Annotated in this window: 25 protein-coding genes, 1 tRNA gene and 1 other RNA gene; 11 read left to right on the top strand and 16 right to left on the bottom strand. The window is 63.3% G+C overall.

Features of this window, described 5'->3' with window-relative positions:
• Positions 1-24 precede the first annotated feature (24 nt).
• From MESOP_RS00405 to MESOP_RS00390, 4 genes are all read right to left on the bottom strand, one after another.
• The gene (locus MESOP_RS00405) at positions 25-567 is read right to left on the bottom strand and encodes an RNA polymerase sigma factor (protein WP_013891327.1); all 543 of its coding nucleotides are present in this window, start codon (positions 565-567) and stop codon (positions 25-27) included.
• Positions 568-612: 45 nt separating this feature from the next.
• Positions 613-1,071: an EF-hand domain-containing protein gene (locus MESOP_RS00400; protein WP_013891326.1), complete on the bottom strand. Its 459-nt coding sequence runs from the start codon at positions 1,069-1,071 to the stop codon at positions 613-615.
• A 185-nt stretch (positions 1,072-1,256) separates the two neighbouring features.
• Positions 1,257-1,445 (bottom strand): YodC family protein, encoded by a 189-nt coding sequence (locus MESOP_RS00395; protein ID WP_013891325.1) that lies wholly within the window; start codon positions 1,443-1,445, stop codon positions 1,257-1,259.
• Between the two features lie 153 nt (positions 1,446-1,598).
• Positions 1,599-1,674 (bottom strand) — tRNA-Thr (locus MESOP_RS00390).
• A 288-nt stretch (positions 1,675-1,962) separates the two neighbouring features.
• Here MESOP_RS00390 and MESOP_RS00385 point away from each other — a divergent pair.
• On the top strand, positions 1,963-3,108 hold the full coding sequence (locus MESOP_RS00385; RefSeq protein ID WP_013891324.1) for a hypothetical protein: 1,146 nt from the start codon (positions 1,963-1,965) through the stop codon (positions 3,106-3,108).
• A 25-nt stretch (positions 3,109-3,133) separates the two neighbouring features.
• Here the strand turns inward: MESOP_RS00385 and MESOP_RS00380 are convergent, their stop codons facing one another.
• Positions 3,134-4,735: a cisplatin damage response ATP-dependent DNA ligase gene (locus MESOP_RS00380; RefSeq protein ID WP_013891323.1), complete on the bottom strand. Its 1,602-nt coding sequence runs from the start codon at positions 4,733-4,735 to the stop codon at positions 3,134-3,136.
• A gap of 232 nt (positions 4,736-4,967) precedes the next feature.
• Positions 4,968-5,975, bottom strand: a complete 1,008-nt coding sequence (locus MESOP_RS00375; RefSeq protein WP_013891322.1) for a ligase-associated DNA damage response exonuclease — start codon at positions 5,973-5,975, stop codon at positions 4,968-4,970.
• Between the two features lie 149 nt (positions 5,976-6,124).
• On the opposite strand from MESOP_RS00375, the gene MESOP_RS00370 reads away from it, so the two are divergent.
• From MESOP_RS00370 to MESOP_RS00360, 3 genes are all read left to right on the top strand, one after another.
• On the top strand, positions 6,125-7,042 hold the full coding sequence (locus MESOP_RS00370) for a methyltransferase domain-containing protein (RefSeq protein WP_013891321.1): 918 nt from the start codon (positions 6,125-6,127) through the stop codon (positions 7,040-7,042).
• 125 nt (positions 7,043-7,167) lie between these two features.
• Complete coding sequence (locus tag MESOP_RS00365) at positions 7,168-7,527, top strand: hypothetical protein (protein ID WP_013891320.1); 360 nt, start codon at positions 7,168-7,170, stop codon at positions 7,525-7,527.
• 40 nt (positions 7,528-7,567) lie between these two features.
• Positions 7,568-8,095, top strand: a complete 528-nt coding sequence (locus MESOP_RS00360; protein ID WP_013891319.1) for a P-loop NTPase family protein — start codon at positions 7,568-7,570, stop codon at positions 8,093-8,095.
• Between the two features lie 13 nt (positions 8,096-8,108).
• Here the strand turns inward: MESOP_RS00360 and MESOP_RS00355 are convergent, their stop codons facing one another.
• The 7 genes from MESOP_RS00355 to MESOP_RS00320 all read right to left on the bottom strand — a co-directional run bounded on the left by MESOP_RS00355 (position 8,109) and on the right by MESOP_RS00320 (position 17,855).
• The gene (locus MESOP_RS00355) at positions 8,109-9,050 is read right to left on the bottom strand and encodes a 2-hydroxyacid dehydrogenase (protein ID WP_013891318.1); all 942 of its coding nucleotides are present in this window, start codon (positions 9,048-9,050) and stop codon (positions 8,109-8,111) included.
• A 28-nt stretch (positions 9,051-9,078) separates the two neighbouring features.
• A complete protein-coding gene (locus MESOP_RS00350; protein WP_013891317.1) occupies positions 9,079-10,710 on the bottom strand; it encodes an ABC transporter ATP-binding protein in 1,632 nt (543 codons plus the stop codon).
• The gene (locus tag MESOP_RS00345) at positions 10,707-11,852 is read right to left on the bottom strand and encodes an ABC transporter permease (protein ID WP_013891316.1); all 1,146 of its coding nucleotides are present in this window, start codon (positions 11,850-11,852) and stop codon (positions 10,707-10,709) included. Before MESOP_RS00345 ends, MESOP_RS00350 begins: the two co-directional genes overlap by 4 nt.
• A complete protein-coding gene (locus MESOP_RS00340; protein WP_013891315.1) occupies positions 11,852-12,946 on the bottom strand; it encodes a microcin C ABC transporter permease YejB in 1,095 nt (364 codons plus the stop codon). The genes MESOP_RS00345 and MESOP_RS00340 overlap by 1 nt, the downstream gene beginning before the upstream one ends.
• Positions 12,947-13,225: 279 nt before the next feature.
• Positions 13,226-15,094 carry an extracellular solute-binding protein gene (locus tag MESOP_RS00330; protein WP_013891314.1) on the bottom strand — a complete coding sequence of 623 codons (1,869 nt, stop codon included), beginning with the start codon at positions 15,092-15,094 and terminating at the stop codon, positions 13,226-13,228.
• A complete protein-coding gene (locus MESOP_RS00325; protein WP_013891313.1) occupies positions 15,094-16,971 on the bottom strand; it encodes an extracellular solute-binding protein in 1,878 nt (625 codons plus the stop codon). The genes MESOP_RS00330 and MESOP_RS00325 overlap by 1 nt, the downstream gene beginning before the upstream one ends.
• A 203-nt stretch (positions 16,972-17,174) precedes the next feature.
• Complete coding sequence (locus MESOP_RS00320; RefSeq protein ID WP_013891312.1) at positions 17,175-17,855, bottom strand: c-type cytochrome; 681 nt, start codon at positions 17,853-17,855, stop codon at positions 17,175-17,177.
• Positions 17,856-18,048: 193 nt separating this feature from the next.
• On the opposite strand from MESOP_RS00320, the gene MESOP_RS00315 reads away from it, so the two are divergent.
• Together MESOP_RS00315 and MESOP_RS00310 are read left to right on the top strand one after the other, a co-directional pair.
• Positions 18,049-18,777 (top strand): 3-deoxy-manno-octulosonate cytidylyltransferase, encoded by a 729-nt coding sequence (locus MESOP_RS00315; protein ID WP_013891311.1) that lies wholly within the window; start codon positions 18,049-18,051, stop codon positions 18,775-18,777.
• 63 nt (positions 18,778-18,840) lie between these two features.
• Positions 18,841-19,704: a prephenate dehydratase gene (locus tag MESOP_RS00310; RefSeq protein WP_013891310.1), complete on the top strand. Its 864-nt coding sequence runs from the start codon at positions 18,841-18,843 to the stop codon at positions 19,702-19,704.
• 1 nt (position 19,705) lies between these two features.
• Here MESOP_RS00310 and MESOP_RS00305 read toward each other — a convergent pair whose 3' ends face one another.
• Genes MESOP_RS00305 through MESOP_RS00295 form a run of 3 tightly spaced genes read right to left on the bottom strand, consistent with a single transcriptional unit; the run spans position 19,706 to position 21,454 of the window.
• Positions 19,706-20,005 (bottom strand): Dabb family protein, encoded by a 300-nt coding sequence (locus MESOP_RS00305; RefSeq protein ID WP_013891309.1) that lies wholly within the window; start codon positions 20,003-20,005, stop codon positions 19,706-19,708.
• Between the two features lie 31 nt (positions 20,006-20,036).
• Positions 20,037-20,981 (bottom strand): NAD(+) diphosphatase, encoded by a 945-nt coding sequence (nudC, locus tag MESOP_RS00300; RefSeq protein ID WP_013891308.1) that lies wholly within the window; start codon positions 20,979-20,981, stop codon positions 20,037-20,039.
• Between the two features lie 53 nt (positions 20,982-21,034).
• Complete coding sequence (locus MESOP_RS00295; protein ID WP_013891307.1) at positions 21,035-21,454, bottom strand: HIT family protein; 420 nt, start codon at positions 21,452-21,454, stop codon at positions 21,035-21,037.
• Between the two features lie 148 nt (positions 21,455-21,602).
• On the opposite strand from MESOP_RS00295, the gene ffs reads away from it, so the two are divergent.
• The 5 genes from ffs to MESOP_RS00275 all read left to right on the top strand — a co-directional run bounded on the left by ffs (position 21,603) and on the right by MESOP_RS00275 (position 25,642).
• Positions 21,603-21,699, top strand: an RNA gene (gene ffs / locus MESOP_RS33165) — signal recognition particle sRNA small type.
• Positions 21,700-21,804: 105 nt separating this feature from the next.
• Complete coding sequence (locus MESOP_RS00290) at positions 21,805-23,598, top strand: DNA polymerase III subunit gamma/tau (protein ID WP_013891306.1); 1,794 nt, start codon at positions 21,805-21,807, stop codon at positions 23,596-23,598.
• Positions 23,599-23,639: 41 nt separating this feature from the next.
• On the top strand, positions 23,640-23,963 hold the full coding sequence (locus tag MESOP_RS00285; RefSeq protein ID WP_013891305.1) for a YbaB/EbfC family nucleoid-associated protein: 324 nt from the start codon (positions 23,640-23,642) through the stop codon (positions 23,961-23,963).
• A 19-nt stretch (positions 23,964-23,982) separates the two neighbouring features.
• Positions 23,983-24,390 (top strand): hypothetical protein, encoded by a 408-nt coding sequence (locus tag MESOP_RS00280; RefSeq protein ID WP_013891304.1) that lies wholly within the window; start codon positions 23,983-23,985, stop codon positions 24,388-24,390.
• 235 nt (positions 24,391-24,625) lie between these two features.
• Positions 24,626-25,642 carry a cell wall hydrolase gene (locus MESOP_RS00275; RefSeq protein WP_013891303.1) on the top strand — a complete coding sequence of 339 codons (1,017 nt, stop codon included), beginning with the start codon at positions 24,626-24,628 and terminating at the stop codon, positions 25,640-25,642.
• The last annotated feature ends 52 nt before the right edge of the window (positions 25,643-25,694 follow it).

Raw genomic sequence — 25,694 nt, 5'->3', positions numbered from 1 at the left:
ATGCCTTTCTCAGTCATGCCCTTCTCAGTCATGGACACCATCCCTGGCCAGGATCATCTGCAAAGCCCGCCGGCCGCGCGAAAGCAGGCTTTCCAAGGCATCGACGCTGATCTCCAGGGTCGCGGCCGCCTCCATGTTCGACATCTCCTGATAGTAGACCAGGACGATCGCCTCGCGCTGGCGCGGCGCGATCGCCTGCAGGGCCTGCTCGACGCGAAACGCGTCTTCCCGCGGATGGGCGTCGGGAAGCGGCGCCGGGTCGGCCACGTCCGGCACATCGTCGGTCACCCATTCGCGGCGCCGGCGCAGCCGGTCGTAGCACAGGTTGAGCGTCACCCGGTGGATCCAGGTGTCGAAGCGTGCATTGCCGCGCCGCCAGCTCGATGCGTGGCGCCAGATGCGCACGAAGGTTTCCTGCGCGACATCCTCGGCCTCCGCCGCGTCGCCCAGCATGCGCGCGGCCAGCGACAGTATGCGCGGCAGCTTGCGCGCGACGAGCGTCTGCACCGCCGCGGGATCGCCAGCACCGACCCGACGAACCAACTCCTCGTCCGGATCGGCGCTCATCGGCTGGCGCGCTCCCGATATTCATCACGCTTCATGGCCTCTTGGTCATTGCTCCGGCTTGGGAGCGGATTTGTGACCTGGCCTCTCGTCGGCCGTCAGAACGCCATCGCCATTCTTGTCCAGCTTGGCGAAGCGCTTGGCGAAGAAGGCATCGAGTTCGGCGCGATCGATGAAGCCGTCATGGTTCGAATCGATGCGCGCGAAGGATTTGGCGGGATCGCCCTTGCCGTTGTGCTTGGCCTGAAAGGCTCCCCACTCTGGCTGGCTGATCTTGCCGTCGCCGTCCGTGTCGGCGGCCATGATCGCCTTCTCCCGCCGCTTCTGGAACTTGGCCAGGGTGAGGTCGGGCTTGGCCTTCGGCGCGGCGGGGGCGGCAGCCGGCGGCGTGGCGGCAGGCGGCGTGGTGGTTGGGGGCGCGTCGGCTGGGGGCTGCGTCGCCGTCTGGGCGAAGGCGGCCACGGTCAGCAGGCTCAAGGCAGCGACAAGGATCGAACTGCGTATCATGGTCGGCATCTCCGGTTGGCGCGTTGGCCACGGCCTGTGCCGAGGTCACGCTTCAACCGTTAAACGCCGCGACGGCGGAAATCCGTCGGTCGCTCTGCGCCGATCATGCCGATTGTCCGCGACATCGCGACAGCGCTGGTTCCGAGAGCCGTGGGAATGCCCCTGATCCGGCCCCTGGACAGGAATTATGTCGATTGGTCGGCGGCCACCAACTGGTCCGATTTGAAACCCGCATGTTGGGGTGTCCAGACGTCGCCTTCCTTGTTGAACCAATGGCACAGATACACGCCGGAAGCGGCACCGTCGCTGACTGTCATCTTCGGGCCTCCCGACTTCAGCTTGACGACGTCTCCGGTCTTGAAAGTGTTGGGCATTTTCGACCTCCCATGCTGACGTCTGGGAGTTTCCCACCAAACCCGAGTCGCGACAATGGCGGATGTGGGTTGCCGGCGTCTCGATCCACTGCACAGGCAGTGACGAAGGCGCTGGTTACGGCACGTGGCAGGACGACATGAGCGGAGCGTAACTGGTGCCGCTTGCGTGACTCGAACACGCGACCCCCGCATTACGAATGCGGTGCTCTACCAACTGAGCTAAAGCGGCCCGGGAGGCCGAAGCCATCCAAGATGGGCTGGGTGATAGACGCAACCGGCCGCGAATTCAAGATGCGACTTGGCAAATCATTGAGGAGCGTCCATTGCGATGAAAACCGGGTTCACGCGTCCCCAAGCGTGAAAATCGCCGCGATATTCCGATTTTGTTTGCCGGAATATCGCGAAGATGGACTTTCGACAGCCCGTCGAGGCAGAATGCGGCTGCCCGCCCGTTGATTGATTGGTCGCCTGCGGCTAACCATCACGCCAGGTTAGGCGATTTGCAGAGGGATTTCGCTTGGACGCGATCGAAAAAGCGATCCGGAACGCCTTGGAAAAGGGCAATGCCGAGGACCGCGCGTTCCGCGAGCGGGTCTACCGGTCGGCCTTTGCCGCGCTTGACCGTGCGCTCCAGGCCAATCCCGGCGTGACCGTGGAAATGGCCATCAAGCGCCGCAAGTCGATCCAGGCGACAATCACCGAAATCGAATCCGAGTTCCTGCCGGCGGTGCCGGATGTTGGCCTGGAGGTCGACGCACCGGCGGCCGAGCCCGCGCCCGGTGCGGCGCCCGCGATCGAGATCGGCGACAAGTCGCCATCGCCCGCTGCCGCCGTCGACAGCCCTGCGCAGCCCGCGTCCGACGCGCCGCGCTCGCGCGTGCTGCCGGTCGTTCCCGACATCATGCCGGACGCGACGCTCCCCGGTGCGCCGGCTATCGACATGTCCGCCCCCGCCACGTCCGGTGCCGCGACGGAAGTGGCGCCCGACCGCGACGAGCGGCGCATTCGCGGACGCCGCCTGCCGCTGACCGCCATCTTCCTCACCGTGACCGTGCTTGCGGCCGTAGGCATCGGCTTGTTTTTCGCCATGCAGACCGGCGTGTTCAAGACGGCGGCGCAGCTCGATACGGCGCCACCTGAAGCGCCGCCAACGGTCGAGGACGATGATTTCACCCCGGCCGATGGCGCCAACGCACCCGCAAAGCCGGGGTCCGCGGACCAGTCGCGCGACTGGATCAATGTTTTCTCGCCGACCGACCCGACGCATGTCGCCGCTCCCTCGGACGCCAAGGCCGAGGTGATGAAGGACGACAGCGGGCCGTTCCTGCGCATCCAGTCCGGCGCCTCCGGTTCGGCGGTTGCCTTCGACGTCGGGCAAGGCGTGCTGGAGAAACTCGCCGGCAAGCACGCCGTGTTCGACATCCTCGCCCGCGCCGAGGACGGCAAGGACACGCAGATCTCCGTCGACTGCAATTTCGGCGAGCTTGGCGACTGCGGCCGCAAGCGCTACGCGGTCGGCCAGCAGCGCAACGAATATCTGTTCGACGTGAAATTCCCCGACAAGCGTCCAGGCTCGGCCGGAACCATCGCCATCAATTCCGATTTCGACAAGCAGGGCAAGGCGGTCGATATCTACGAGATCCGCGTGTCGATCGAGCCCTGAACGGAGGCTTCTGCCGTAAAGTGATCTATCGGTCGAGCAGTGCCTGCAGCGTCTCGATTCGGTCGGCCTCGTTGGCCGGCTTGTCCCAGCGCAGCCGCGAAATGCGGGGAAAGCGCATGGCGACGCCGGATTTGTGCCGGGTCGAGCGGTTGAGCCCTTCGAAGGCGACTTCCAGCACCAGCCCATTGTCGCGGTCGGCCCGCACCGAGCGCACCGGTCCGAAACGCTCGACTGTGTTGTCGCGGACATATTTGTCGATCTGCCTCAGCTCCTCGTCGGTGAAGCCGAAATAGGCCTTGCCTACCGGCACCAGTTCCTCCTCGCCCTCGGCTCCGGACCAGACGCCGAACGTGTAGTCCGAGTAGAAGCTCGACCGCTTGCCATGGCCGCGCTGGGCATACATCAGCACCGCGTCCACCGTGTGCGGGTCGCGCTTCCATTTGAACCATGGGCCTTTCGGCCGGCCGGCGACATAGGCCGAATCCCAGCGCTTGAGCATCACCCCTTCGATGATCGGATGCGGCGGCGCCCGGCGTAAATCCTCCAGCGCCTGCCAGTCGGTGAAGTCGACGAAGGGCGACAGATCGAAGCGGCTCGGGTCGAGCGTCCCCATGAAGGCTTCGAGGCGGGTGCGCCGTTCGCGGAACGACAATCCGCGCAGATCCTCGCCGCCGATCTGCAGCAGGTCGTAGCAGCGCATGAAGGCCGGGTATTGCTGCTGCATCTTCGGGGTCACCGTCTTGCGGTTCAGCCGCTGCTGCAGGTCCGAAAAGGTTCCTGTCGCCTCTCTGGGATCGCCGACCAGCAGCTCGCCGTCGAGCGTCGCCGAAAAATTCATGGCGTCGGCAAGATCGGGAAAGGCGCCGGAGACATCGTCTCCGGTGCGCGAATAGAGCCGGCGGACACCGCCTTCGGCCACCGCCTGGACGCGGATGCCGTCCCATTTCCATTCCGCCGCATAGTCGGCGGGATCAAGCTTTTCGAGATCGCCGTCACCGATCGGGTTCGACAGCATCACCGGGCGGAACAGCGCCAACGCGGTGTTGTGGGGTTTGTCGGCCTTGCCCTCCAGCCAGGCAAACAGCGCCGTGTAAGGCGGCGACAATCCGTGCCAGAGCTCCTCGATCTCGGCGACATCGACCTTGCCGAAATCCGCCAGCGCCTGTTTGGCGAGCCGCGCCGACACACCGATGCGCAGGCCGCCGGTGACCAGCTTGATGATGGCGAAGCGCGACGAGATGCCGGCACTGTCGAGCAGCCCCGCCAGTATCTTCGGGCCGTCCGAGCGGCTCGCCGCCTGCAGTTTCGCCACAACCTCGCCAAGCGTCGGCTCGCGGTTCGGGATGTGCCCCGATGTCTGCGGCCAGACCAGCGACACCGTCTCGGCGAGATCGCCGACATAGTCATAGGAATAGCCGAACAGCACCGGGTCCATGCGTTCGGTGACCAGCGTGCGCAGCATTGCCGGCTTGATCGCGGCTATGTTGAGGTCGCCTGTGATGGCGGCCAGCGCCAGGCCGCGGTCCGGGTCCTCGACGCTGCGGAAATAGTCGGTCAGCAAGGTCAGCTTGCCATTGCGCGACGGCGTCAGCACCAGGCGATCGAGAAGCTCGGCGAAGCGGTTCATGGTGACACTGGGCGAGCATGGCGCTTCGGCACACCCCCCTCTGTCCTGCCGGACATCTCCCCCGCAAGGGGGGAGATTGGCAGCTTCGATGCCGGCACTTTCCTTGCGCCGTTGGCGATTGGCGAAAGCGGTGGTGACATCCGATCTCCCCCCTTGCGGGGGAGATGGCCGGCAGGCCAGAGGGGGGTGTGAAGGATCGCGACGCCGGCGATTAGTTGATCAGCAACTAACATCAATCGCCCTCGTCCTCATACCCCACCAGATGCAACGGTCTCGCGGCGATGCCTTCCAGCTCGCACCAGCGCACCAGCGCTTCCTCGCGCCCATGGGTGACCCAGATTTCCCCGGCGCCGGTCTCCTTGATGGTGGCGGTGAGCTCGTCCCAGTCGGCATGGTCCGAGATGATCAGCGGCAGCTCGACGCCACCTTGCTTGGCGCGCTGGCGGATGCGCATCCAGCCTGACGCGAAGCATGAGATCGGATCGGGAAAACGCCGCGCCCAGCGGTCGGCGAAAGCCGCCGGCGGGCCGACCACGATGGCGCCGGCAAAATCCCCCTTGCCGTCTTCCACCGTCGCCGGTTCGAGCATCCCCAGCTCGATGCCCTGGCTCTGATAATAGTCGCTGAGCTTGGCCAGCGCGCCATGGATGTAGAGCGGCTTGTCGTAGCCAGCGTCGCGCAACAGCCGCATCACCCGTTGCGCCTTGCCCAAAGCATAGGCGCCGACCAGATGCGTGCGCTCCGGGAATTGCGCGGCCGATTTCAGCAGGCGGGCGATCTCCTCCGTATCGGGCGGATGGCGAAACACCGGCAGGCCGAAAGTCGCCTCGGTGATGAACACGTCGCAGCGGATCGGCTCGAACGGCGCGCAGGTCGCATCCTTCTGCCGCTTGTAGTCGCCGGAGGCGACGATGCGCGTGCCCTGATGGTCTACGCATATCTGCGCCGAACCCAGCACATGGCCGGCCGGATGGAAGCTGACGTCGACGCCGTTGAGGACGATCGTTTCGCCAACCCGTGCGGCTTGGGTCGTCCCGGCAAAATCCTCGCCATAGCGCAGGCCCATGATGTCGAGCGTCTGCCGCGTCGCCAGCACCGAGCGGTGGCCGGAACGTGCATGGTCGGAATGGCCGTGCGTGATCAGTGCCCGGTTCACCGGCCGCACCGGATCGATGAAGAAATCGCCCGGCGGGCAGTAGAGGCCTTCGGGCCGGGGGTGAAGCAGGTCGCTGGCGCGCATCGCCCCAAGATAGGATATAATTCCGCCACGGGAAGCCTGTTGCCGGAGACTGCTGACTCCCCGTCAAAACATGACTGGCCAGTTCAATTCGGCTTCTGTTTGCTCTACAGAGGCGATGGCTGGCGGTTCTGCCGGCGGAACCCATCATCATGAAGCCGCTTCAGACGTCGTCGGGCGATTTGAACGCTGATCGCCGTGCCGATTATGCCGAAATGCTCTTTGCCTCAGGCGATCACGCCCAGGCGGCCGAACTGCTGCTCGGCGCGCTGGAACTGGCACCGCGATGGGCGATGGGCTGGTTTCGCCTCGGTGAGATGCAGCAGACCTCAGGCAGGGCCGACCTGGCCGCGCAGGCCTGGGCGACGTCGCTGAAGCTCGATCCGGCGGACCGGCAGGGCGCATCCCTCAAGCTGCAGCTGATCGGCAAGGGGCCCGCGGCCCCGGCGCCGCCGAGTGCCTTTGTCGAAACGCTGTTCGACCATTATGCCGAAACCTTCGACACGGCACTGGTCGACAGGCTCGGCTACCGGCTGCCCGAGTTTCTTGACCGACAGATTCGCAAGGCAAGGCCGGGTCGCTTCCGCCTGGCGCTCGACCTTGGCTGCGGCACCGGGCTGATGGGCGAGCGGGTGAGGCCGATCGTCGACCGGCTGGAAGGGTTCGACATTTCCGCCGCGATGCTGAGGAAGGCGCGGGCAAAAGGCATCTATGACGCGCTGGTGAAGGCGGATCTGCAGGGATTCTCCTATTCGGGCGACAAGGCCGATCTGGTGACGTCGGCCGATGTGCTCATCTATGTCGGTCGCCTCGAAGCTCTGGTGGAGACGGTCGCCGGCCTGCTTGCCGGCGGCGGCCTGTTTGCCTTCTCCGTCGAAACCATGGCGGAGGCCGGCGACTTCGCGCTGCAGACGTCGCGGCGCTACGCCCATTCGCAAGCCTATGTCAGGCGCACGCTCGAGGCCAACGGGCTTTCGGTCCTGGCGCTGGAGCCGACGACCATCCGGCTGGACCGCCATGAGCCTGTCAAAGGGCTGGCCGTTGTGGCAGGGAAGGCTTACGCCGCCTGAGCTGCACAATCTTGGTGTGGTGATCCTGCTCTCGTGCGTACGGCTGCGAAAAAGTCTGATTTGCGTGCGCGACTGATATTTGCGATCTGGTCGCATCAGGCGGGATATCAGGAGGAGCATTTCAGATGCGCTGGAACATGATGATCTTGGCGTCTTGCCTGGCAACGGCCGGCTGCGTGGGCAATTCGATGTCCGAGCGGCAGGACGCCAACATAGAGTCCTCCCTGCAGTATGACAGCGTGCCGTGCGATCAATTGCTGGCGCGGCGCAATGGATTGGCGCAGCAATACAACCTTCCCACGACGGCAAAACCGACCTTTTACAATCCCGCGATGGGCTTTGGCCCGTTCACGCCCGACATGCGCTCCAAGGCCAAGCGCGACAGCGACAAGGCATCCGGCGAGATCGATGCCATGAACCGGTCGATCGAGCGCCGCGACTGCGGCAAGCCGGACAAGCAGAAGAAGTTCGCCCTGCCCAGCTAGTCGCAGGCAGTAGGCTGCGGCTTCGTAAGGGTGTCATCGGATGAAACTCTCGGACCTTGGAGACCGCATATGCGTCCTGGGACCGTCCAACAGCGGCAAGTCGACCCTGGCCGACGCGATTGCCCGCAAGCGTGGCCTGGAGCCCGTTCACCTCGACCTGCTTCATCATCTGCCCGACACCGACTGGGAACCGCGTCCAAAGGCCGAATTCATCGCCTTGCATGACGCCGCGATTGCCGGCGAACGCTGGGTGATGGACGGAAATTACTCGATCTGCATGCCGCAACGCTTTCAGCGGGCGACGGGACTGATCCTGCTGGATATCTCCACGCCGGCAAGCCTGCTGCGTTATTTCAGGCGAACGCTGTTCGAGAAGGAGAGGCGCGGTGCCCTGCAGGGCGGGCGCGACAGCGTCAAATGGGACATGATCCGCCATATCGCCGTGACCACGCCGAAAAACCGCGAACGCTACCAGGCGTTGTTCGAACAGGCAGACCTGCCAAAGTTGCAGTTGTCTTCCATCAAGGCGATCAAGCAATGCTTCCGCAAGTGGGATCTGGCCAGATGAGGACGGTCCCCGCCTAATACCCCGCCTTGCGGTCCACCAGGTTATCGAGCTTTTCGCCGCGCTCGAAGGCGTCCATCTGGCGCAGCATGATCGGCGCCAGGTGGACCGGGTCCGAGGTTGCCGCGGCGTGCGGTGTCACGAACACCTTTGGGTGTTTCCACAGCGGACTGGTTTTCGGCAGCGGTTCGACCTCGAACACGTCGAGGCTCGCTTCCTTCAGCGTGCCGTCGTCCAGCGCCCGCGCGATGTCGGCGTCCTTCTGCAGGCGGCCGCGTCCGGCATTGATCAGCACCGAGCCGCCGAGACCGTTGCGTTTCCGCAGTTCCTTCAGCACGCCGTAGTTGATGATGCCTTGCGTGTCCGGCGTCAGCGGCAACAGCACCACCAGTATATCGGTCGCCTTGAGGAAGGGGATCAATCCGGCCTCGCCGCAATAGGTCGCCACGCCCGCCATCGGCCGGTCGGTGCGCGACCAGCCATTGACCGCGAAACCGAGCGACAAGAGCACCGAGGCCGCGGCGCGGCCGAGATTGCCGAGCCCCATGATGCCGACGGAAATGTCGCTAGCCGCCCTCTGCTGCGGCTCGTGCCAGATCTTCTTCTGCTGCTGCGAACGGTAGAGCATGCCCTGGCGATGATGATCGAGCACCCGCCAGACGACATATTCGGTCATGTGCTGGGTAAGGTTGTCGGCGACGACCCTGACGACAGGCACGTCGGGCAGGCCGGGGTCGGCGAAGACATGGTCGACGCCGGCGCCGATCGAGAAGATGGCGCGCAGATTGGGCAGCGACGACAACAGGTTGGGCCTCTGCTTCCACACCACCGCATAGGTGATCGATGGATCCTTGGCGCCGTCCGGCTCCAGCACCACCTCGCGCTCGGCCGACAACAGGTCGCGCCAGCGCTGTGGATGAAAGCCGGTAACGGCAAGCAGGATGCGGCCTTTTTCCATCGCGGTCTTTCAGTCTCTCTCTATGCAGTCACTGGCTGACAATGCCGACCGGAGCGGTCTCTATCTTGAAGGCCGCCGCGATCAGCGCCCGAGTATAGTCGGTTTGCGGATTTCCAAAAATCTGTTCGGAAGGACCGGCTTCGACGATCTGGCCGTTGCGCATGACGATGACGTCGTTGGCCAGCGCCCGGATGACCTTGAGATCGTGGCTGATGAAGAGATAGGCGAGGTCGTGCTTGGCCTGCAGGCTGCGCAGGAGGTCGACGACCTGCGCCTGCACGCTCATGTCGAGCGCCGATGTCGGCTCGTCCAGCATGACGAAGCGCGGATTGAGCACCATGGCGCGCGCGATGGCGACGCGCTGGCGCTGGCCGCCGGAGAACTCGTGCGGATAGCGGTTGCGGGTCGCCGGATCGAGCCCGACCTCCTTCAGCACGGCGGCCACCTTGTCGTCCCGCTCGTCGGGCGACAGCTTCGGCTCGTGGATCTTCAGGCCTTCCTCGATGATCTCGGCGATCGACATGCGCGGGCTGAGGGAACCGAACGGATCCTGGAAGACGATCTGCAATTCGCGCCTGAGCGGCCGCATGGCGTTGAAGGTGAGCTGGTTGATGTCGCGCCCGTTGAACTGGATGGTTCCCGTCGACGAGATCATGCGCGCCAGCGCCAGGCCGAGCGTCGTCTTGCCGGAGCCGGATTCGCCGACCACGCCCAACGTCTGGCCGGCGCGCACGGTGACATCGATGCCGTCGACCGCCTTCACATGGTCGACGGTGCGCCGGAAGAAGCCTTGCTTGATCGGGAACCAGACCTTGATGTCCTTGCCGGTCATGACCGGCTTGGCGTCGGCATTGGCGGCCGGCGGCTTGCCCTTCGGCTCGGCGGCCAGAAGGTGACGCGTATAGGGGTGCTGCGGGTTGGCGAAGATGTCCTTGGTCGGTCCGGTCTCGACGATCTTGCCCTTGGTCATCACGCAGACCCGGTCGGCGATCTTGCGCACGATGCCGAGATCATGGGTGATGAACAGCATCGACATGCCCTTGCGGCTCTTCAAGCCGGCGAGCAGTTCGAGGATCTGCGCCTGCACGGTGACGTCGAGCGCCGTCGTCGGCTCGTCGGCGATCAGCAGTTCCGGCTCGTTGGCCAGCGCCATGGCGATCATGACGCGCTGGCGCTGGCCGCCCGACAGCTGGTGCGGGTAGGCGTCGAGCCGCTTCTGCGGATCGCGGATGCCGACCTCGTTGAGCAGGGCCAGCGTGCGCGCCTTGGCCGGACGGTCGGCCATGCCCTGGTGCAGCTTCAGGATCTCGACGATCTGCTGCTCGATCGTGTGCAGCGGATTGAGCGAGGTCATCGGCTCCTGGAAGATCATGGTGATCTTGTTGCCGCGCACCTGGCGCAACTGCTTCTCGTTCATAGCCAGGAGGTCGGTGCCCTGGAACAGGATCTTTCCCGAAGGATGGCTGGCGCTGGGATAGGGCAACAGCTTCAGCACCGACAGCGCCGACACCGACTTGCCGGAGCCGGATTCGCCGACCAGCGCCACCGTCTCGCCCTTGGCGATGTCGAACGAGATGTGGTCGACGGCGACAGACTGGCCGCCGCCCTGGCTGAAGGCGACGCTGAGGTCCTGGACGCGGAGCAAGGGGGCTTCGCTCATCTGAATGTCTTGCGCGGATCGAAGGCGTCGCGCGTCGCCTCGCCGACGAAGACCAGCAGCGACAGCATCAGCGAGATGACGACGAAGCCGGAAATGCCGAGCCACGGCGCATTGAGGTTGCGCTGCGCCTGCTTGAGCAGTTCGCCCAGCGAGGCCGAGCCCGGCGGCAGGCCGAAGCCGAGGTAGTCGAGCGAGGTCAGCGTCGAGATCGAGCCTGAGAGCAGGAACGGCAGGAAGGTCAATGTCGCCACCATGGCGTTGGGCAGCAAATGCCGGAACATGATGGTGCGGTTGGGCACGCCGAGCGCCCGAGCCGCGTTGACATATTCGAAGTTGCGGGCGCGCAGGAATTCGGCCCGCACCACGCCGACCAGCGCTACCCAGGAAAACAGCAGCATCAGCCCGAGCAGGATGAAAAAACCCGGCGGCAGGATGGCGGCCACAATGAGCAGGAGATAGAGCACCGGGATCGCCGACCAGATTTCGATGAAGCGCTGGAACAGGAGATCCGTCCAGCCGCCGAAATAGCCCTGCAAGGCGCCGGCGCCGACGCCGATCAGAGCCGAACCGGCGGTCAGGATAAGGCCGAACAGCACCGAGATGCGGAAGCCGTAGATGACCCGTGCCAGCACGTCGCGCGCCTGGTCGTCGGTGCCCAGCCAGTTCCAGTTGCCGACATTGCAGGCCGGATCGGCGGCACCTTGCGGATACTGGTTGCAGCGCGTCTTGGCATCATATTCCCATGACGGCTTGGCGGGTGCCGCTTCGGGAATGGCGTTGTTGACGGTCTGGTAGGAGTAGCGCACCGGCGGCCAGATCATCCAGCCATGGGCGTTGATCTCGTCCTGGATGACCGGGTCGCGGTAATCGGTGACGGCATAGAAGCCGCCGAATTTTTCCTCGGGATAGGCGACCAGCACCGGAAACAGGATCTCGCCCTTGTAGGAGGCAATGATCGGCTTGTCGTTGGCGATGAATTCGGCAAACAGCGACAGCACGAACAGGACGAGGAATATCCACAGCGACCAGTAGCCGCGCTTGTTGGCCTTGAAATTCTGCAGGCGGCGCTTGTTGAGCGGCGACAGAAATGGCCGTGGCATCCGCTCCGGCACCACGCCGGCGGTAACGCTTGCCTCCGACATCAGACGTCTCTCCGCTCGAAATCGATGCGCGGATCGACCCAGGTGTAGATGAGGTCGGACAGCAATCCGATGAACAGGCCAAGCAGCGAGAAGATGTAGAGATTGGCGAACACCACCGGATAGTCGCGCTCGACCACTGACCGGAAGCCGAGTAGGCCGAGGCCGTCGAGCGAGAAGATGTTCTCGATCAAGAGCGAGCCGGTGAAGAAGGCCGAGATGAAGGCGCCGGGGAAGCCGGCAATGACGATCAGCATGGCGTTGCGGAAGACGTGGCCGTAGAGCACCTGCCGTTCCGACAGGCCCTTGGCGCGCGCGGTCACCACATACTGCTTGCGGATTTCTTCCAGGAACGAGTTCTTGGTCAGCAGCGTCGTCGTGGCGAAGGCGGACAGCACCAGCGCCGTCAGCGGCAGGGTCATGTGCCAGAAATAGTCTACGATCTTGCCCCACCAGGACAACTGGTCCCAATTGTCCGAGGTCAGGCCGCGCAAGGGGAACCAATCCCAGAACGAGCCGCCCGCAAACAGCACCATCAGCATGATGCCGAACAGGAAGCCTGGAATGGCATAGCCGACAATGACGACACCGCTGGTCCAGATGTCGAAGGGCGTGCCGTCCTTCACCGCCTTGCGGATGCCGAGCGGGATCGAGATCAGGTAGGACAGAAGCGTGATCCACAGCCCGATCGAGATCGACACCGGCATTTTTTCCAGGATCAGGTCGAGCACCGAAATGTCGCGGAAGTAGCTGTTGCCGAAATCGAAGCGGGCATAATTCCACAGCATCATGCCGAAGCGCTCGAGCGGCGGCTTGTCGAAGCCGAACTGCTTCTCCAGCTTCTTGATGAATTCCGGATCGAGCCCCTGCGCGCCGCGATATTTCGAGCTGACGTCGCCGGCGACGTCGAGATTGGAGCCGCCCGCATCGCCGCCACCGCCGCCGAGGCGGTCGCTGCCGCCCTGGTTGGTCAGCTTGGCGATGACCTGCTCGACCGGGCCGCCAGGCGCGAACTGGATGACGGCGAAGGAGATTGCCATGATGCCGAACAGCGTCGGGATCATCAAAAGGATGCGGCGCAGGATGTAGGCGCCCATCAGACGTGGTGCTCCTCGAGGAGGACGAGTGTGTCTTGAGGTACCCCTAAGGCCGTCGCTTCAGACCAATTGTCGACGCTGGCGCCGCCCCTCATTGTCCTGCCGGACATTTCTCCCCGTATAGTACCGGGGAGAAAGGGGCTGGCCGCAGTCTCGGTGCTTTTATTGCAACGCTTGTGATTGGCGAAACCACCGATGAGAGCGCCCCTCTCCCCGTCACTATACGGGGAGAGGATGCCGGCAGGCAGGTGAGGGGCGGCGCCAACGCCCGCAAGAAATTCAGCCTTTGCCAATTTTTGCCGCCTTGCCCTTATCGAACCACCAAAGCGTCTCGGCCGGAAAGCCGAAATCGGGCTTTTGCTCGACAAAGCCGAACATGTCCCAATAGGCGACGCGGTGATTCGCCAGATAATATGTTGGAATCCAGTCTAGCCGCGCGCGCAAGACCCGGTCGAGCGCCCTGAGCGCGGTAACGAGTTCGCTTCGGCTATGCGCCTTGCCGGCCGCCACGATCAGCGCATCGATGGCTTTGCTTTCCGTGCCGGGATAATTGCGCTGCCCCGGCGTTTTCGCCATTCGGGAATCATAGAGCATCTCCAGGCTGTCGTCGGTGGGCGTCGCCCCGATCGACCAATGCAGCACGGTAAGATCGAAGTCGAAATCGCTGTGCCGCTGTTCATACTGTGCCGAATCAATTTGACGGATCGAGGCGTCGATCCCGATCGCCTTCATATTCTCGGACCATGGGGTGAAGATACGAACGATGCCATCATCCTCCGCCAGCATTTCAACCCTCAGCCGCTCGCCCTTGTCGTTGACGACGAAATTGTCGGCTCGCTTCCAGCCGGCTTGTGCAAGCAGCCTCGAAGCCTCGCCCAGCAGCTTGCGGTCATGGCCCGAACCGTCGGACAGAGGCTGCGTCACTGCTTCGCCAAAGACCTCTGGCGGCAACTCGGCCCGGAACGGCTCCAGCAGGGCCAATTCCCCAGGCGAGGGCAGGCCTTCGGCCTTGTAATCCGACCGTTCGAAGTTCGATTGAGAACGATCGTAGGAGCCGTAAAACAGCGCCCGCTTCATCCATTCGAAATCAAAGCATCTGGCGATCGCACGCCGCACCCGCTCGTCGCGGAATTGCGGACGACGCTGATTCAGCGCCGCACCCTGCATGTCTGGCGCTTTCTCACCTGGAAATTCCCGTTTTACGACCTTGCCGTCCTTCAGCGCCGGAAAGTCGTAACCGGTTGCCCACACACGCGCGGTGAATTCCTCGCGAAAATGCGTGTCGCCTTTCTTGAACGCCTCGAATGCCGCCTGCCGGTCAAGATAAAAGTCGATACGAATGCGGTCGAAATTGTACAGGCCGCGGTTCACGGGTAGATCGCGGCCCCAATAGTCGGCGACGCGTTCGTATTCGACGGTCTGTCCGGCGGCCACGCGCCCTATCTTGTAGGGCCCCGAGCCGAGCGGCGGCGTCATCGTCGAGGCATCGAAAACATTGTCCGCATAAAAGGCTTTGGACACGATCGGCATCGCCACGATCGCAAGGATGTTTTGCGCCGATTGCTCGCCGTTGAAGTTGAGATCAAGGGTGACGGGATCGATCGCGACCGCCTCCGTCATGTGCCGCAGCGCTTTGGAAAGGTTCGGGTGGCCCTGCTCTTTGTAGAGTTTCAACGCGAAGGCGACGTCTTCGGCGGTCAGCGGCGAACCGTCGTTGAACCGCGCTTGCGGTCGCAGGTTGAAGCGGAAGCCATTGCGGTCTTGCGACAGGGTAACGGACTCGGCCAGCAGGCCATAGACCGCGTCCGGCTCATCGAGCGCGCTTGCCATCAGGGCATCGAAACAGAGTTCTGTGCGCGGTGGCGAATCTCCCCGCAACACCAGGGAATTCAATGTGTTGAAAGTCAGGAAGCTTTGGTTGAGGGTGGCGTTAGGCGGCGCAAAATTCATCTGGCCGCCCTTGGGGGCGTCCGGATTGACATAGTCGAAATGGGTGAAATCCGGCTTGTATTTGAGGTCGCCGAAGGCGGAGAGCCCATGCAGTTTCACGCCGGTGGCAATGTCGGCGAAAGCCTTGCCCGGCAGCATCGCGGCGGCAGCGGCGGCAGTGCCAAGGGCGAGAAAATCACGGCGGGGCAGCACCGCCATCAATTGCCGCTCCTGTATTTGGCAGCCAGGGCCTTTTCCTTGTCGAGGTCGATCCACCAGGAATTCTGGTCGGCGCCGATATAAGACGGCTGCTTGGCCGGAATGCCGAATTTGTTCCAGTAAGCCAGCCAGACCACGGCTCGATAGTATTGCGGCACCACGTAGTAATTCCACAACAGTACCCGGTCGAGTGCATGGGTGGCCGCAACCAGATCGTCGCGGTCGGTGGCGAAGATGATGCGGTCGACCAGGGCATCGACGACCGGGTTCTTGATACCGGCGTAGTTGCGCGAGCCACGTCTGTCGGCAGCCTTGGAGCTCCAGAAGTCACGCTGCTCGTTGCCGGGCGATTCGGACTGGCCGAGCTGCCCGATAATGACGTCATAGTCGAAATTGTTGACGCGGTTGATGTACTGCGTCTGATCGATCAGACGCAGCGTGGCGTCGACCCCGATTTTGCGCAGATTCGCGATATAGGGGCTGGCGATGACCTGATCTGTGTCGTTCCAGCCGAGGATTTCAAACTTGAACGGTTCGCCGGTCTTGGCGTTGACCATCTTGCCGCCCTTGATGACCCAGCCCGCCTTGGCGAAGAGATCGACAGCCTGTTTGAGATATTTTCGCTCCGCCTGAGGTGAATCGTAGACCGGCAGCTTGAATTCCTGGGTGAACAGTTCAGGCGGCAGCTTGTCACGATACTTTTCCAGAATCTCCAATTCCTTGCCTTGCGGCAAGCCGCTTGAGGCCAGTTCCGTGCCTTGGAAATAGCTGCTGGTGCGAGTGTTGAAACCGTAGAACAGCGTGCGGTTCATCGTCTCGAAGTCGAACGGGTAGGTCAAAGCTGCGCGCACCAGACGGTCCGCGAACAGCGGTCGCCTCTGGTTCAGCATGAAGGCCTGCATCGGCTCGGGCGAGGTGGTCTTGAATTCCTTTTTGATGACGTCGCCAGCCTTGATGGCTGGGAAATCATAGAATGTCTTCCAGCGCTTCGAACTGTTTTCCGGCTTGATGTCATCAAGTCCGCCCTTGGTGAAGGCTTGCCATGCCGCATTGTCGTCGAGAATGTAGGTGAAGCGCTGTGTGTCGAAGTTCTCGCGGCCGATCTTCACCGGCAGCTTGGCCGCCCAATAGTCCGGCACGCGCTGCCAGACGATTTCCGACCCAGGCTTGAAGCTGACGATCTTGTAGGCGGCCGAGCCGAGCGGGATTTCCAGTGTCGGCTTGGTGACGTCGCGCTTCTTGCCATTGGCATCCGTACCTTCCCACCAGTGCTTCGGCAGCACGGCGAGATCGCCGAGGATCTTCGGCAGTTCCCGGTTGCCCTTCTGACTGAAGTGGAACTCGACCTCGCGGTCGGAGATCGCCACCGCATCGGTGACGTTCTCGAAATAGCGGCTGTATTGCGGGCTGTTCGCCTTCAGCACCTGGAACGACCAGATCACGTCGTCGACCGTGATCGGCTGGCCGTCATGCCATTTTGCGCGCGGGTCGAGCCGGTATGTCGCCGAGGAATAGTCATCGGGATATTTGTAGGCATCGGCGATCAGCGGGTGGCTGACGCTGCCTTCGTCGGTCGCCTGCTCCATCAGCGTGTCGTAGAGCAGGCCGCCGCCGAAGCCGACGAGGCCCGCCGCTGGCGATCCCTGCACGATGTAGGGGTTGAAGCTGTCGAACGTGCCGAGCACCACCGAGTTCAGCGTGCCGCCCTTGGGCGCGTTCGGGTTGACGTAGTCGTAGTGCTGGAAATTGTCGCCGTATTTGGATTGGCCGATCAGCGATGAGGTGGTGCGCCATTCGTCGGCACGCGTCGTCTGCAATCCCGCCGTCAGCAGGGCAGCCGCCAGCAACGATTTGAGAAGCGTTCGGCCAACCGTCATGCACTGTCCTCTTCGCACTGCCTGCATCATCGCGCTGCCCGTCTTCGCACTGCTCGTCTTCGTACGGCTTGTCCCGAACCAATCTAGATGATTTGGCGCTGGTGAAAACCGCCATGCGCGGCTTTGTCGCCGCACATGCCGTTTTCCTAACGAAAAAGCCGGGCTGAACCCGGCTTTTTCAAGATCGATACGACGATATCTGGTTATTTGGCCGGAGCAGCGGGAGCCGGTGCTGCGGGAGCGGCCGGCTTGGCCGGTGCGGCGCCGTCAGCGGGCTTTGCCGGAGCGGCTCCATCGGCGGGCTTGGCCGGTGCGCCGGCATCGGCGGCGGCACCAGGTGCCGGCAGCGGCTTGGGATTGTCCGACAGCGTGCGCAGATAGGCGATCACGTTGGCGCGGTCCTCGTCCTTGGGCAGGCCGGCGAAGCCCATGGCCGTGCCCTTCACGAATTTCTTCGGCGAGGTGATGAAGTGGTTGATGTTGTCGTAGGTCCACTTCTCGGTGCCGCCTTTGGAGAATTCCTTCATGCCGGCCGAATAGGCAAAGCCTTCATGCTCGGCAACCGGACGGTCGACGAGGTCCCACAAATCGGGGCCGACCTTGTTGGGGCCGCCCTTTTCACCGGAATGGCAAGCCTGGCATTTCTTGAAGACGGCGGCGCCTTGCTCGACATTGGCGGTCGCCAGCAGGTCGGCGATCGGCTTGGCCGCGGCGGCCGGCGCGGCCGGGCCGCCTTCGGCTGGCTCGGCGGCCTCGATGGCGAAGCCGGGCTTTTCCGGCGCCGGCGAGGCAAACAGCGCATCGGACACAATACCGACCGAGAAAACGACGAAAACGGTTCCGAGCAATCCGGCGAGCAGCTTGTTGACTTCGTTGGAATCCATACGCCCCTTGCTCCCTTTTCCGGCGGACTGATCCGTCCACTCCGTCCGTCGGTATCGAGACCCACCCTCCAGGGCCGGTCAAATCGGGCGGAAACTAGGTCTTTTGCTCGGGCGTTGCAACACCTATAAGGGCGCTTCCAGTGAGACCTTTTGCCACTTTTCCCCTCCTCTTTCCGAACGCCTTGCCATCGCGATGTCCACCTTGATCCTGATCCCGGCCCGCATGGCCTCGACCCGCCTGCCGGGCAAGCCGCTGGCCGACATCGCCGGCGCTCCGATGATCGTCCATGTCGCCCGCCGCGCCGCCGAAGCCGGCCTAGGCCGGGTGGTGGTGGCAACCGACACGCAAAGCGTGGCCGAGGCGGTGCGCGCGCACGGTTTCGAGGCGGTGATGACACGGATCGATCATGAATCTGGCTCCGATCGCATCCACGAGGCGCTGGTCGCGCTCGATCCCGGGCGCAAGGTCGAAACCATCGTCAATGTCCAGGGCGACCTGCCGACCATCGATCCCGGCATCATTGCGGCTTCGCTCAGACCGTTCGAGGACAGGGCCGTGGATATCGCCACGCTCGGCGTCGAGATCGTTCGCGACGAGGAAAAGACCAATCCGAACGTCGTCAAGATCGTCGGCTCGCCGCTGTCGGCTACCAGGCTCAGGGCACTGTATTTCACCCGCGCCACAGCACCTTGGGGCGAGGGCGCGCTCTATCACCATGTCGGCCTCTACGCCTATCGCCGTGCTGCACTCGAGCGCTTCGTAGCGCTGAAGCCGTCGCCGCTCGAGCGCCGCGAGCGGCTGGAGCAGTTGCGGGCGCTGGAAGCCGGCATGCGCATCGACGCCGAGATCGTCCAGTCGCTGCCGCTCGGCGTCGATACGCCGGAAGACCTCGAACGCGCCAGAACCATCCTTGTAAATTGAACTATCCTCGCAAATTCAACTATCCCCTTCGAACAGAGACACTTTTGAATCGAGACTTGGCCCATGCCTGAAAAGACCAACAGAATATCCTTCCAGGGCGAGCCGGGCGCCAATTCCGACACTGCCTGCCGCAATGTCTTCCCCTCGATGGAGCCGTTGCCGTGCCCGACCTTCGAGGATGCGTTCAACGCGGTCGAGACCGGCAAGGCCGATCTCGCCATGATCCCGATCGAGAACACCATCGCCGGGCGTGTCGCCGACATCCATCATCTGCTGCCGGAATCGAAGCTGCATATTGTCGGCGAATATTTCCTGCCCATCCATTTCCAGCTGATGGTGTTGCCCGGCGTCAAGCGCGACGAGATCAAGACCGTGCACAGCCACATCCATGCGCTTGGCCAGTGCCGCAAATACGTCCGCAAGAACGGCTGGAAGGCGATCGTCGCGGGCGACACGGCGGGTGCGGCCAAGATGGTCTCCGAGGTCAAGGACCGCACCATGGCTGCCTTGTCGCCGGCGCTTGCCGCGACGCTCTACGGGCTCGACCTCATCGAGGAGAATGTCGAGGACACCGATTCCAACGTCACCCGTTTCGTCGTCCTGACCAAGAACAAGCAATGGGCCGAGCGCCCGTCACCCGACGTCAAGATGATGACGACCTTCATCTTCCGCGTCCGCAACGTGCCGGCAGCGCTTTACAAGGCCATGGGCGGCTTTGCCACCAACGGCATCAACATGACCAAGCTGGAGAGCTACCAGCTCGGTGCGTTCACGGCGACGCTGTTCTACGCCGACATCGAGGGCCATCCCGACGATCCGCTGGTCAAGCTGGCGCTGGAAGAACTCCGCTTCTTCTCGCGGGAAGTGCGCATCCTGGGCGTCTACCCGGCCAGTGAGTCGCGTGAGCAGTGGAAGGTGGCGGACTGAGCTACCAGCCCAGCGGCACGTAATCGATCTCGAGAAATTTCTCGACCTCCGGCACCCAGCGGTCGCGCACGAAGGCGACATGGTCGGGATGGTCGTTGTATCTCGTATAGGCGGCTTGGTCGGCGAACTCCATCGAGAAGCCGAACTGATAGTCGTTTTTGGGGCTGACCTGCCGCAACTGCTCGAAATGCGTGACGCCCCGGATCGCCGTGAGGATTTTCCTGGCGTCGACGAGGAACCGCTTCTCCTCCAGCGAGTGTGGCTGATGTTTCAGCGTGAAGACCACTGTGTGACGGATCATTTGCCTCTCCTGCAATGACTTTCGGTATTCGTTATTCGCTGTCCACCCAGGCTCGGATCAGGTGATGCGCAATGGCGCCTTTCGGCGGCGTGACCAGATTGCCGGGATGTTCCCGGGCCAGCATCAGGCGCACCTCGTCGCGGCCGAACCAGCGGCAGTCTTCCAACTCGTTGAGGTCGGCCTGGATGTCCTCGTTGAGCGGCTCGCCGAAGCAGCCGATCATCAGCGAATAGGGAAACGGCCAGGGCTGGCTGGCATGATAGACGACGCGGCCGAGCCGGATGCCGGCTTCCTCCAAGGTCTCGCGACGCACCGCCGCCTCGATCGTCTCGCCCGGCTCGATGAAGCCGGCCAGTGCGGAATACATGCCCGGCGCGAAATGGGCGCCGCGCCCAAGCAGGCATTTCTCCCGGGTCGCCGTCAGCATGATCGCCACCGGGTCGGTGCGCGGAAAATGCTCGGTGCCGCAATTCGGGCAATGCCGCTTGTAGCCGCCGGCCCGCATTTCCGATTGCGTGCCGCATTTGCTGCAGAAGCGATGGCTGGCATGCCAAGCGAGCAGGGCGGCGCCCTGCGCCATCGCGCCGGCGGCCGCTTCGTCGATCAGCCCTTGCATGTAGACCGAGCGGTAGTCGATCGCCTTGACGGTTTCTGGCAGCTGTTCGGGATCGACGCCGGCCAGCACGGCGACAACCGGCCCCTGTTCGGAGAAGCCGAGCAAAACGCCTCGGTCGAAGGCAGGCTTGAAAGGCTCGCTCTCGGTGAGCCCGAACCAGGGATCGAGGCTGCCGCCTTCCCTGAGCTTCAGATGAAGCCGACCGCCATTCATCAGGAGCAGCCGCGTCGTCGGATCGGCAAGCGCCTTGTCGACCGAATCGTCGGCGCGGTTTTCGGATTGGCGGTCGATCGTGTTGCCGGCGAAGCCGACGAATTGGCTCGGCTCGCGCAAGGGCGCGTCAAACAGGCTGAAGCTCATAGGGACTCTGATGCTTTGGGATGACATGTCTTGGGATGAACACAGGGGAACGCTTATAGCGCCGCCCTTATCGTTTCGGCAAACCGGCGCAGCTCGGAACGCTGGTAGGGCTCGCGCAGGCCGTGCCCCCATACCGGACCTGGCCAGCCGGCATCGCCTTCGGAACGGGCGACAATATGGATATGCAGCTGGCGCACGATGTTGCCGAGCGCGCCGGTGTTGATCTTGGTGCAGCCGGTCACTTTCTTCAGCGCCTGCGCCACCATATTGGTCTCGAAGGTCAGCATTGCCTGGTCGAGCGGGGTCATGTCATGGATTTCCTCCGCGCCAGGCCGCTGCGGCACCAGCAGCAACCATGGCCAGCGGCGATCGTTCATCACCCGCAATTCGCACAGCCCAAGCCACATCAACTGCTCGCTGTCCGCCTCCAGCCGGGCATCCAGCGTGAATCCGGCCTTGAGGCCCGGCAACATCGGCGTTTCCCTTACTTTGCTTTTCTTGGTTTCCTCGAACCATGAACGCTAGAGCGGCTGCATCGGGGCTGCAAGCGAATCTCTTGGGGATGATCTCGATTCGCTTGCGCACTTGCATTTCGTCGCGCAATTGCCGATATGGACAGCGGGAGGTTGGTGGTGGACGATCCACTCGCCAACCGGGTCAGGTCCGGAAGGAAGCAGCCCTAACGAGCCCGGAACGGGTCATTGTTCCAGCCTCCCACCTCATCGGCCCTCCTCGCGACATTGACGACGCATTGCAGCGCGGGCGAGACTATGCGCAGGAATCGGCCGCCTTCGGGCGCAGCCTTTTGGAGCTTTACGGGCGAATGAGCGAAGCGGGAAATGAAAAGGCCGCTGCCTATCGCGTGCTGGCGCGCAAGTACCGTCCCTCGAACTTCTCCGAGCTCGTCGGCCAGGAGCCGATGGTGCGCACCCTCACCAACGCCTTTGCCACCGGCCGCATCGCCCAGGCGTGGATGCTGACAGGCGTGCGCGGTGTCGGCAAGACCACCACTGCGCGCATTCTGGCGCGGGCGCTCAATTACAAGACCGCCACCGTTGATCAGCCCTCGGTCGACCTTGCCGTGCTCGGCGAGCATTGCCAAGCGATCATGGAAGGCCGCCATGTCGACGTCATCGAGATGGACGCCGCCTCGCACACCGGCATCGACGACATAAGGGACATCATCGAACGCGTGCGCTATGCGCCGGTCTCGGCCCGCTACAAGGTCTACATCATCGACGAAGTGCACATGCTGTCGACACAGGCCTTTAACGGCCTTTTGAAGACGCTGGAGGAACCACCTCCGCACGTGAAATTCATCTTCGCCACCACCGAAATCCGCAAAGTTCCGATCACCGTCCTGTCGCGCTGCCAGCGTTTTGACCTGAGGCGCATCGATGCCGGCGCGCTGGTCGCGCATCTCTCCTCGATTGCCGGCAAGGAAGGCATTTCGGTCGACGACGACGCGCTGGCGATGATCGCCCGCGCCGCCGAGGGTTCGGCCCGCGATTCGCTCTCCATCCTCGACCAGGCGATCGCCCATGGCGCCGGCTCCGTCAGCGCCGAAGCGGTACGGGCCATGCTGGGCCTCGCCGATCGCGCCCGCATCGTCGATCTGTTCGAACATGTGATGAAAGGCGATGTGGCGGCGGTCCTGGCCGAATTCCGCGCGCAATACGACACCGGCGCCGATCCGGCCGCCGTGCTGACCGATCTTGCCGAGTTCAACCATCTGGTCACCCGGTTGCGGTTCGTGCCGACCGCCATGGACGACGCCTCGCTGTCGCAGGACGAGCGGCAGCGTGGCGCCGACTTCGCCCGGGCGCTGTCGGTCAGGGTGCTGTCGCGGACATGGCAGATGCTGCTCAAGGGCATTCCCGAGGTGCAGTCCTCCAACCGGCCGGTCAGCGCCGCCGAAATGGTGCTGATCCGGCTGGCCCATGCCGCCGACCTGCCGACACTGGACGAGGCGCTGCGATCGCTCGAGGGCGCTTCTCCGGTTCAAAATGGCGCGCCGCGCCCGAATGGGGTGCCCGCGGGTCCCGGCAATGGCGGCGGCGCCAGCGCGGTCGCGCAGACCCGCATGCCATCCGGGCAGGGCGGCGCACAGACCATGCGGCTGGTCGAGGCCACCCCTGCGCCGGTCGCCTTCGTAGCACCTCCGCCGCCGGCGCCGGAGGCGCAGCCGGTACCGCTGAAATCGCTCGCCGACATCGTTGCGCTTGCCGATGCGCAGCGCGACATCGCCTTCAAGGTGCTGGTCAAGCGCTGCATTCGCCTCGTGCGCATCGAGCCCGGCCGTATCGACGTCAGCCTGACCGACGATGCGCCCAAGATGCTGCTCAACGACCTGACGATGAAATTGCGCGCCTGGACCGGCCGCAACTGGCTCGTCTCGTTGTCGAAGGAAGAGGGCGGACAGACGCTGGCCGAAATGGAATCGACCAGGCGCGAGAACGCTTTCCTCGATGCCAAGAGCGATCCGGCCGTGGCTGCCATATTGGCGCGCTTTCCCGGTGCCAAGATCATCGACGTGCGCATTCCCGACGCGCCGGAAGCGGACGCGGACCAAGCCGAAGTGCCGGTCGAACCGCCGGCGGATGACGACGACGCCTGACAAACCAAGAACCCCGACCAACCAAGAACAAGGATCGGACCATGAAAGATCTTCTCGGCCTGATGGGCAAGGCAAAGGAAATGCAGGCCAAGTTCCAGGCCATGCAGGACGAGATTGCCACGGTCGAAGCCGCCGGCCAGTCCGGCGGCGGCCTGGTAAGCGTCACCCTGACCGGGAAATTCGAGATGAAGTCGCTGAAGATCGATCCGTCGCTGTTCAAGGAGGACGATGTCGAAGTCCTCGAGGACCTGCTGCTCGCCGCGCACAATGACGCCAGGGTCAAGGTCGAGCAGATCATGCAGGAAAAGACCAAGGCGCTGACCGCCGGCCTGCCGATTCCGCCGGGAATGAAACTGCCGTTCTAGGTCCGGCGGCCGCAGCTCCATGACCGATGAGCCGTCCGAAAGACTGATCGAGCAGCGTATCCGCAACAGGATCTACGAGATCCTGGAAATCCTCGCCGATTGCGACGCGGGCGTCGATCTCGTCGGCATCAAGGGCTACTTCTATCTGTTCGAGGACTTCGTCCACCGCCCGTCGATCGAGGCCGGCACGTCGGCGCTTTCCAGGGAGGAGCGCGCGGTCGTGCTGGAGATCGCCGAATTCCTCGAGGCGGCCTCCGAAACAAATCCCGACTTCACCAAGGCCGAATTCATCCACAGCGACTGGCCGGGAAGGATCGCGCCGGCGGCCAGGAACGCTCGTAGGCTCTTCCTCGCACGCGGCCTGTTTTCTGAGAAAGTCGAGGAACTCGAGCCCGGCCAGCCGGCCGTGGCGGCGGCAGGACGATAGAGCGGTTCAGGAAGAGCGTGATTCGGATTTCCCCTTCCGAATTGCGGCGAAACAGAGAGAAAGCGGTCATCGGTTTTGTGAAACGATGGCTCGATCTATCTGAAAAGCCAAGAAATTGTGCTAATTATGCAACAGTACCCTGCTAATAACGTTTTGGCCATCATTTTGCCCGAAAGTGTCTCATTCTTGCCGCAGCCTGGGGGCGGGCATCGAAGTGAAGTGAGAGGGTTACCTGTTGATTGTCACGCGATGGAAGGCGCCGCTGTTGCTCGGCGTCGTTACCTCTCCGCTGTTCTTGGCTGCATGCAGCCAGACCACGTCGCACGGCATGTCCGTTGCCAGCCTGACTGACGCCATCACGCCGAGTTTCCTCAGTTCGCGCGCCTACAGCCACACGCCGAAGGACAGGGAATGCCTGGAAAGGGCGATGTTCTTCGAATCCAACCGCTCGAGCCGCGACGGCATGATCGCCGTCGGCACCGTGGTGATGAACCGGCTGCGCTCCGGCAACCATGGCAGCACCATTTGCCAGGTGGTGGGCGAGCCTGGACAGTTCGCGCCCGGCGTCATGACAAGGCCGATGAATTCGCGCGCAATGCCCGATGTCGAGGAAGCCGCCGACGCCGTGCTCAAGGGCGAGCGCAAGGCCAAGCTCAAGAACACCATGTATTTCCATACCGCCGGCCTGCGCTTCCCCTACAAGAACATGCACTACACCATGGTTGCCGGCGGCAACGCCTTCTACGAGAAACGTGGCCGCAACTGGCAGCCGCTGCCCGATGAGCCGATGGTTGCCTCGGTGGAGACAGAAAAGCCGGCCGTCCCGGTCACGATGGTTGCCTCGGCGGAGCCGGTTCGCTCGGACAGGAAGCTTGTTCGCAACGCCCCGGCACAGCAGCAGGCCCCAACACAACAGGCCCCAACACAACAGGCCTATGTGACTGCGGCAGTCGAACCGGCGCGCCCGTTCAAGATGGCCACTGCCCCTGCCCAGCAGACCTACGTGACCGCGGCCGCGGCACCCTCGGCGAAGTCTGCCCGCGTCGCATCGAAGCCGGTGGCAGTTGCCATGCAGGAGCCGATGGAAGAACCGGATGCCGCCCGTTTCGGCGGAACCTTGAACAAAAAAATCATCAGTTCGGTCCAGGGCGAACCGCAAGAGGCGTCGATGGGATTCCAGTCGACACCCGAGAACACCGACGCCATTGGCGCGATGATCGTCAGCCAGGGCCGGCCGCTCGAAACCAACTGATCCGCGTCGCATGGCAGCATGGGGCGTCATGCGCTGCCGCGGGATGTTCCAA

This window comes from Mesorhizobium opportunistum WSM2075, assembly GCF_000176035.2.
GTDB classification, from domain to species: Bacteria; Pseudomonadota; Alphaproteobacteria; order Rhizobiales; family Rhizobiaceae; genus Mesorhizobium; species Mesorhizobium opportunistum.
The sequence above is the reverse complement of the archived record's forward strand: the minus strand, read 5'-3'. Positions and strand labels throughout refer to the sequence as shown.

Bases quoted from the DNA above. Each gene is read 5' to 3' on its own strand.
- MESOP_RS00325 (WP_013891313.1), bottom strand. From the start codon at position 16,971: ATGACGGTTGGCCGAACGCTTCTCAAATCGTTGCTGGCGGCTGCCCTG.
- MESOP_RS00355 (WP_013891318.1), bottom strand. From the start codon at position 9,050: ATGGAAAAAGGCCGCATCCTGCTTGCCGTTACCGGCTTTCATCCACAG.
- MESOP_RS00380 (WP_013891323.1), bottom strand. From the start codon at position 4,735: ATGAACCGCTTCGCCGAGCTTCTCGATCGCCTGGTGCTGACGCCGTCG.
- MESOP_RS00345 (WP_013891316.1), bottom strand. From the start codon at position 11,852: ATGTCGGAGGCAAGCGTTACCGCCGGCGTGGTGCCGGAGCGGATGCCA.
- MESOP_RS00400 (WP_013891326.1), bottom strand. From the start codon at position 1,071: ATGATACGCAGTTCGATCCTTGTCGCTGCCTTGAGCCTGCTGACCGTG.
- MESOP_RS00330 (WP_013891314.1), bottom strand. From the start codon at position 15,094: ATGGCGGTGCTGCCCCGCCGTGATTTTCTCGCCCTTGGCACTGCCGCC.
- MESOP_RS00315 (WP_013891311.1), top strand. From the start codon at position 18,049: ATGTCCACCTTGATCCTGATCCCGGCCCGCATGGCCTCGACCCGCCTG.
- MESOP_RS00280 (WP_013891304.1), top strand. From the start codon at position 23,983: ATGACCGATGAGCCGTCCGAAAGACTGATCGAGCAGCGTATCCGCAAC.
- MESOP_RS00375 (WP_013891322.1), bottom strand. From the start codon at position 5,975: ATGCGCGCCAGCGACCTGCTTCACCCCCGGCCCGAAGGCCTCTACTGC.
- MESOP_RS00290 (WP_013891306.1), top strand. From the start codon at position 21,805: ATGAGCGAAGCGGGAAATGAAAAGGCCGCTGCCTATCGCGTGCTGGCG.
- MESOP_RS00285 (WP_013891305.1), top strand. From the start codon at position 23,640: ATGAAAGATCTTCTCGGCCTGATGGGCAAGGCAAAGGAAATGCAGGCC.
- MESOP_RS00340 (WP_013891315.1), bottom strand. From the start codon at position 12,946: ATGGGCGCCTACATCCTGCGCCGCATCCTTTTGATGATCCCGACGCTG.
- MESOP_RS00295 (WP_013891307.1), bottom strand. From the start codon at position 21,454: ATGTTGCCGGGCCTCAAGGCCGGATTCACGCTGGATGCCCGGCTGGAG.
- nudC (WP_013891308.1), bottom strand. From the start codon at position 20,981: ATGAGCTTCAGCCTGTTTGACGCGCCCTTGCGCGAGCCGAGCCAATTC.
- MESOP_RS00365 (WP_013891320.1), top strand. From the start codon at position 7,168: ATGCGCTGGAACATGATGATCTTGGCGTCTTGCCTGGCAACGGCCGGC.
- MESOP_RS00350 (WP_013891317.1), bottom strand. From the start codon at position 10,710: ATGAGCGAAGCCCCCTTGCTCCGCGTCCAGGACCTCAGCGTCGCCTTC.
- MESOP_RS00370 (WP_013891321.1), top strand. From the start codon at position 6,125: ATGAAGCCGCTTCAGACGTCGTCGGGCGATTTGAACGCTGATCGCCGT.
- MESOP_RS00360 (WP_013891319.1), top strand. From the start codon at position 7,568: ATGAAACTCTCGGACCTTGGAGACCGCATATGCGTCCTGGGACCGTCC.
- MESOP_RS00395 (WP_013891325.1), bottom strand. From the start codon at position 1,445: ATGCCCAACACTTTCAAGACCGGAGACGTCGTCAAGCTGAAGTCGGGA.
- MESOP_RS00305 (WP_013891309.1), bottom strand. From the start codon at position 20,005: ATGATCCGTCACACAGTGGTCTTCACGCTGAAACATCAGCCACACTCG.
- MESOP_RS00320 (WP_013891312.1), bottom strand. From the start codon at position 17,855: ATGGATTCCAACGAAGTCAACAAGCTGCTCGCCGGATTGCTCGGAACC.
- MESOP_RS00405 (WP_013891327.1), bottom strand. From the start codon at position 567: ATGAGCGCCGATCCGGACGAGGAGTTGGTTCGTCGGGTCGGTGCTGGC.
- MESOP_RS00310 (WP_013891310.1), top strand. From the start codon at position 18,841: ATGCCTGAAAAGACCAACAGAATATCCTTCCAGGGCGAGCCGGGCGCC.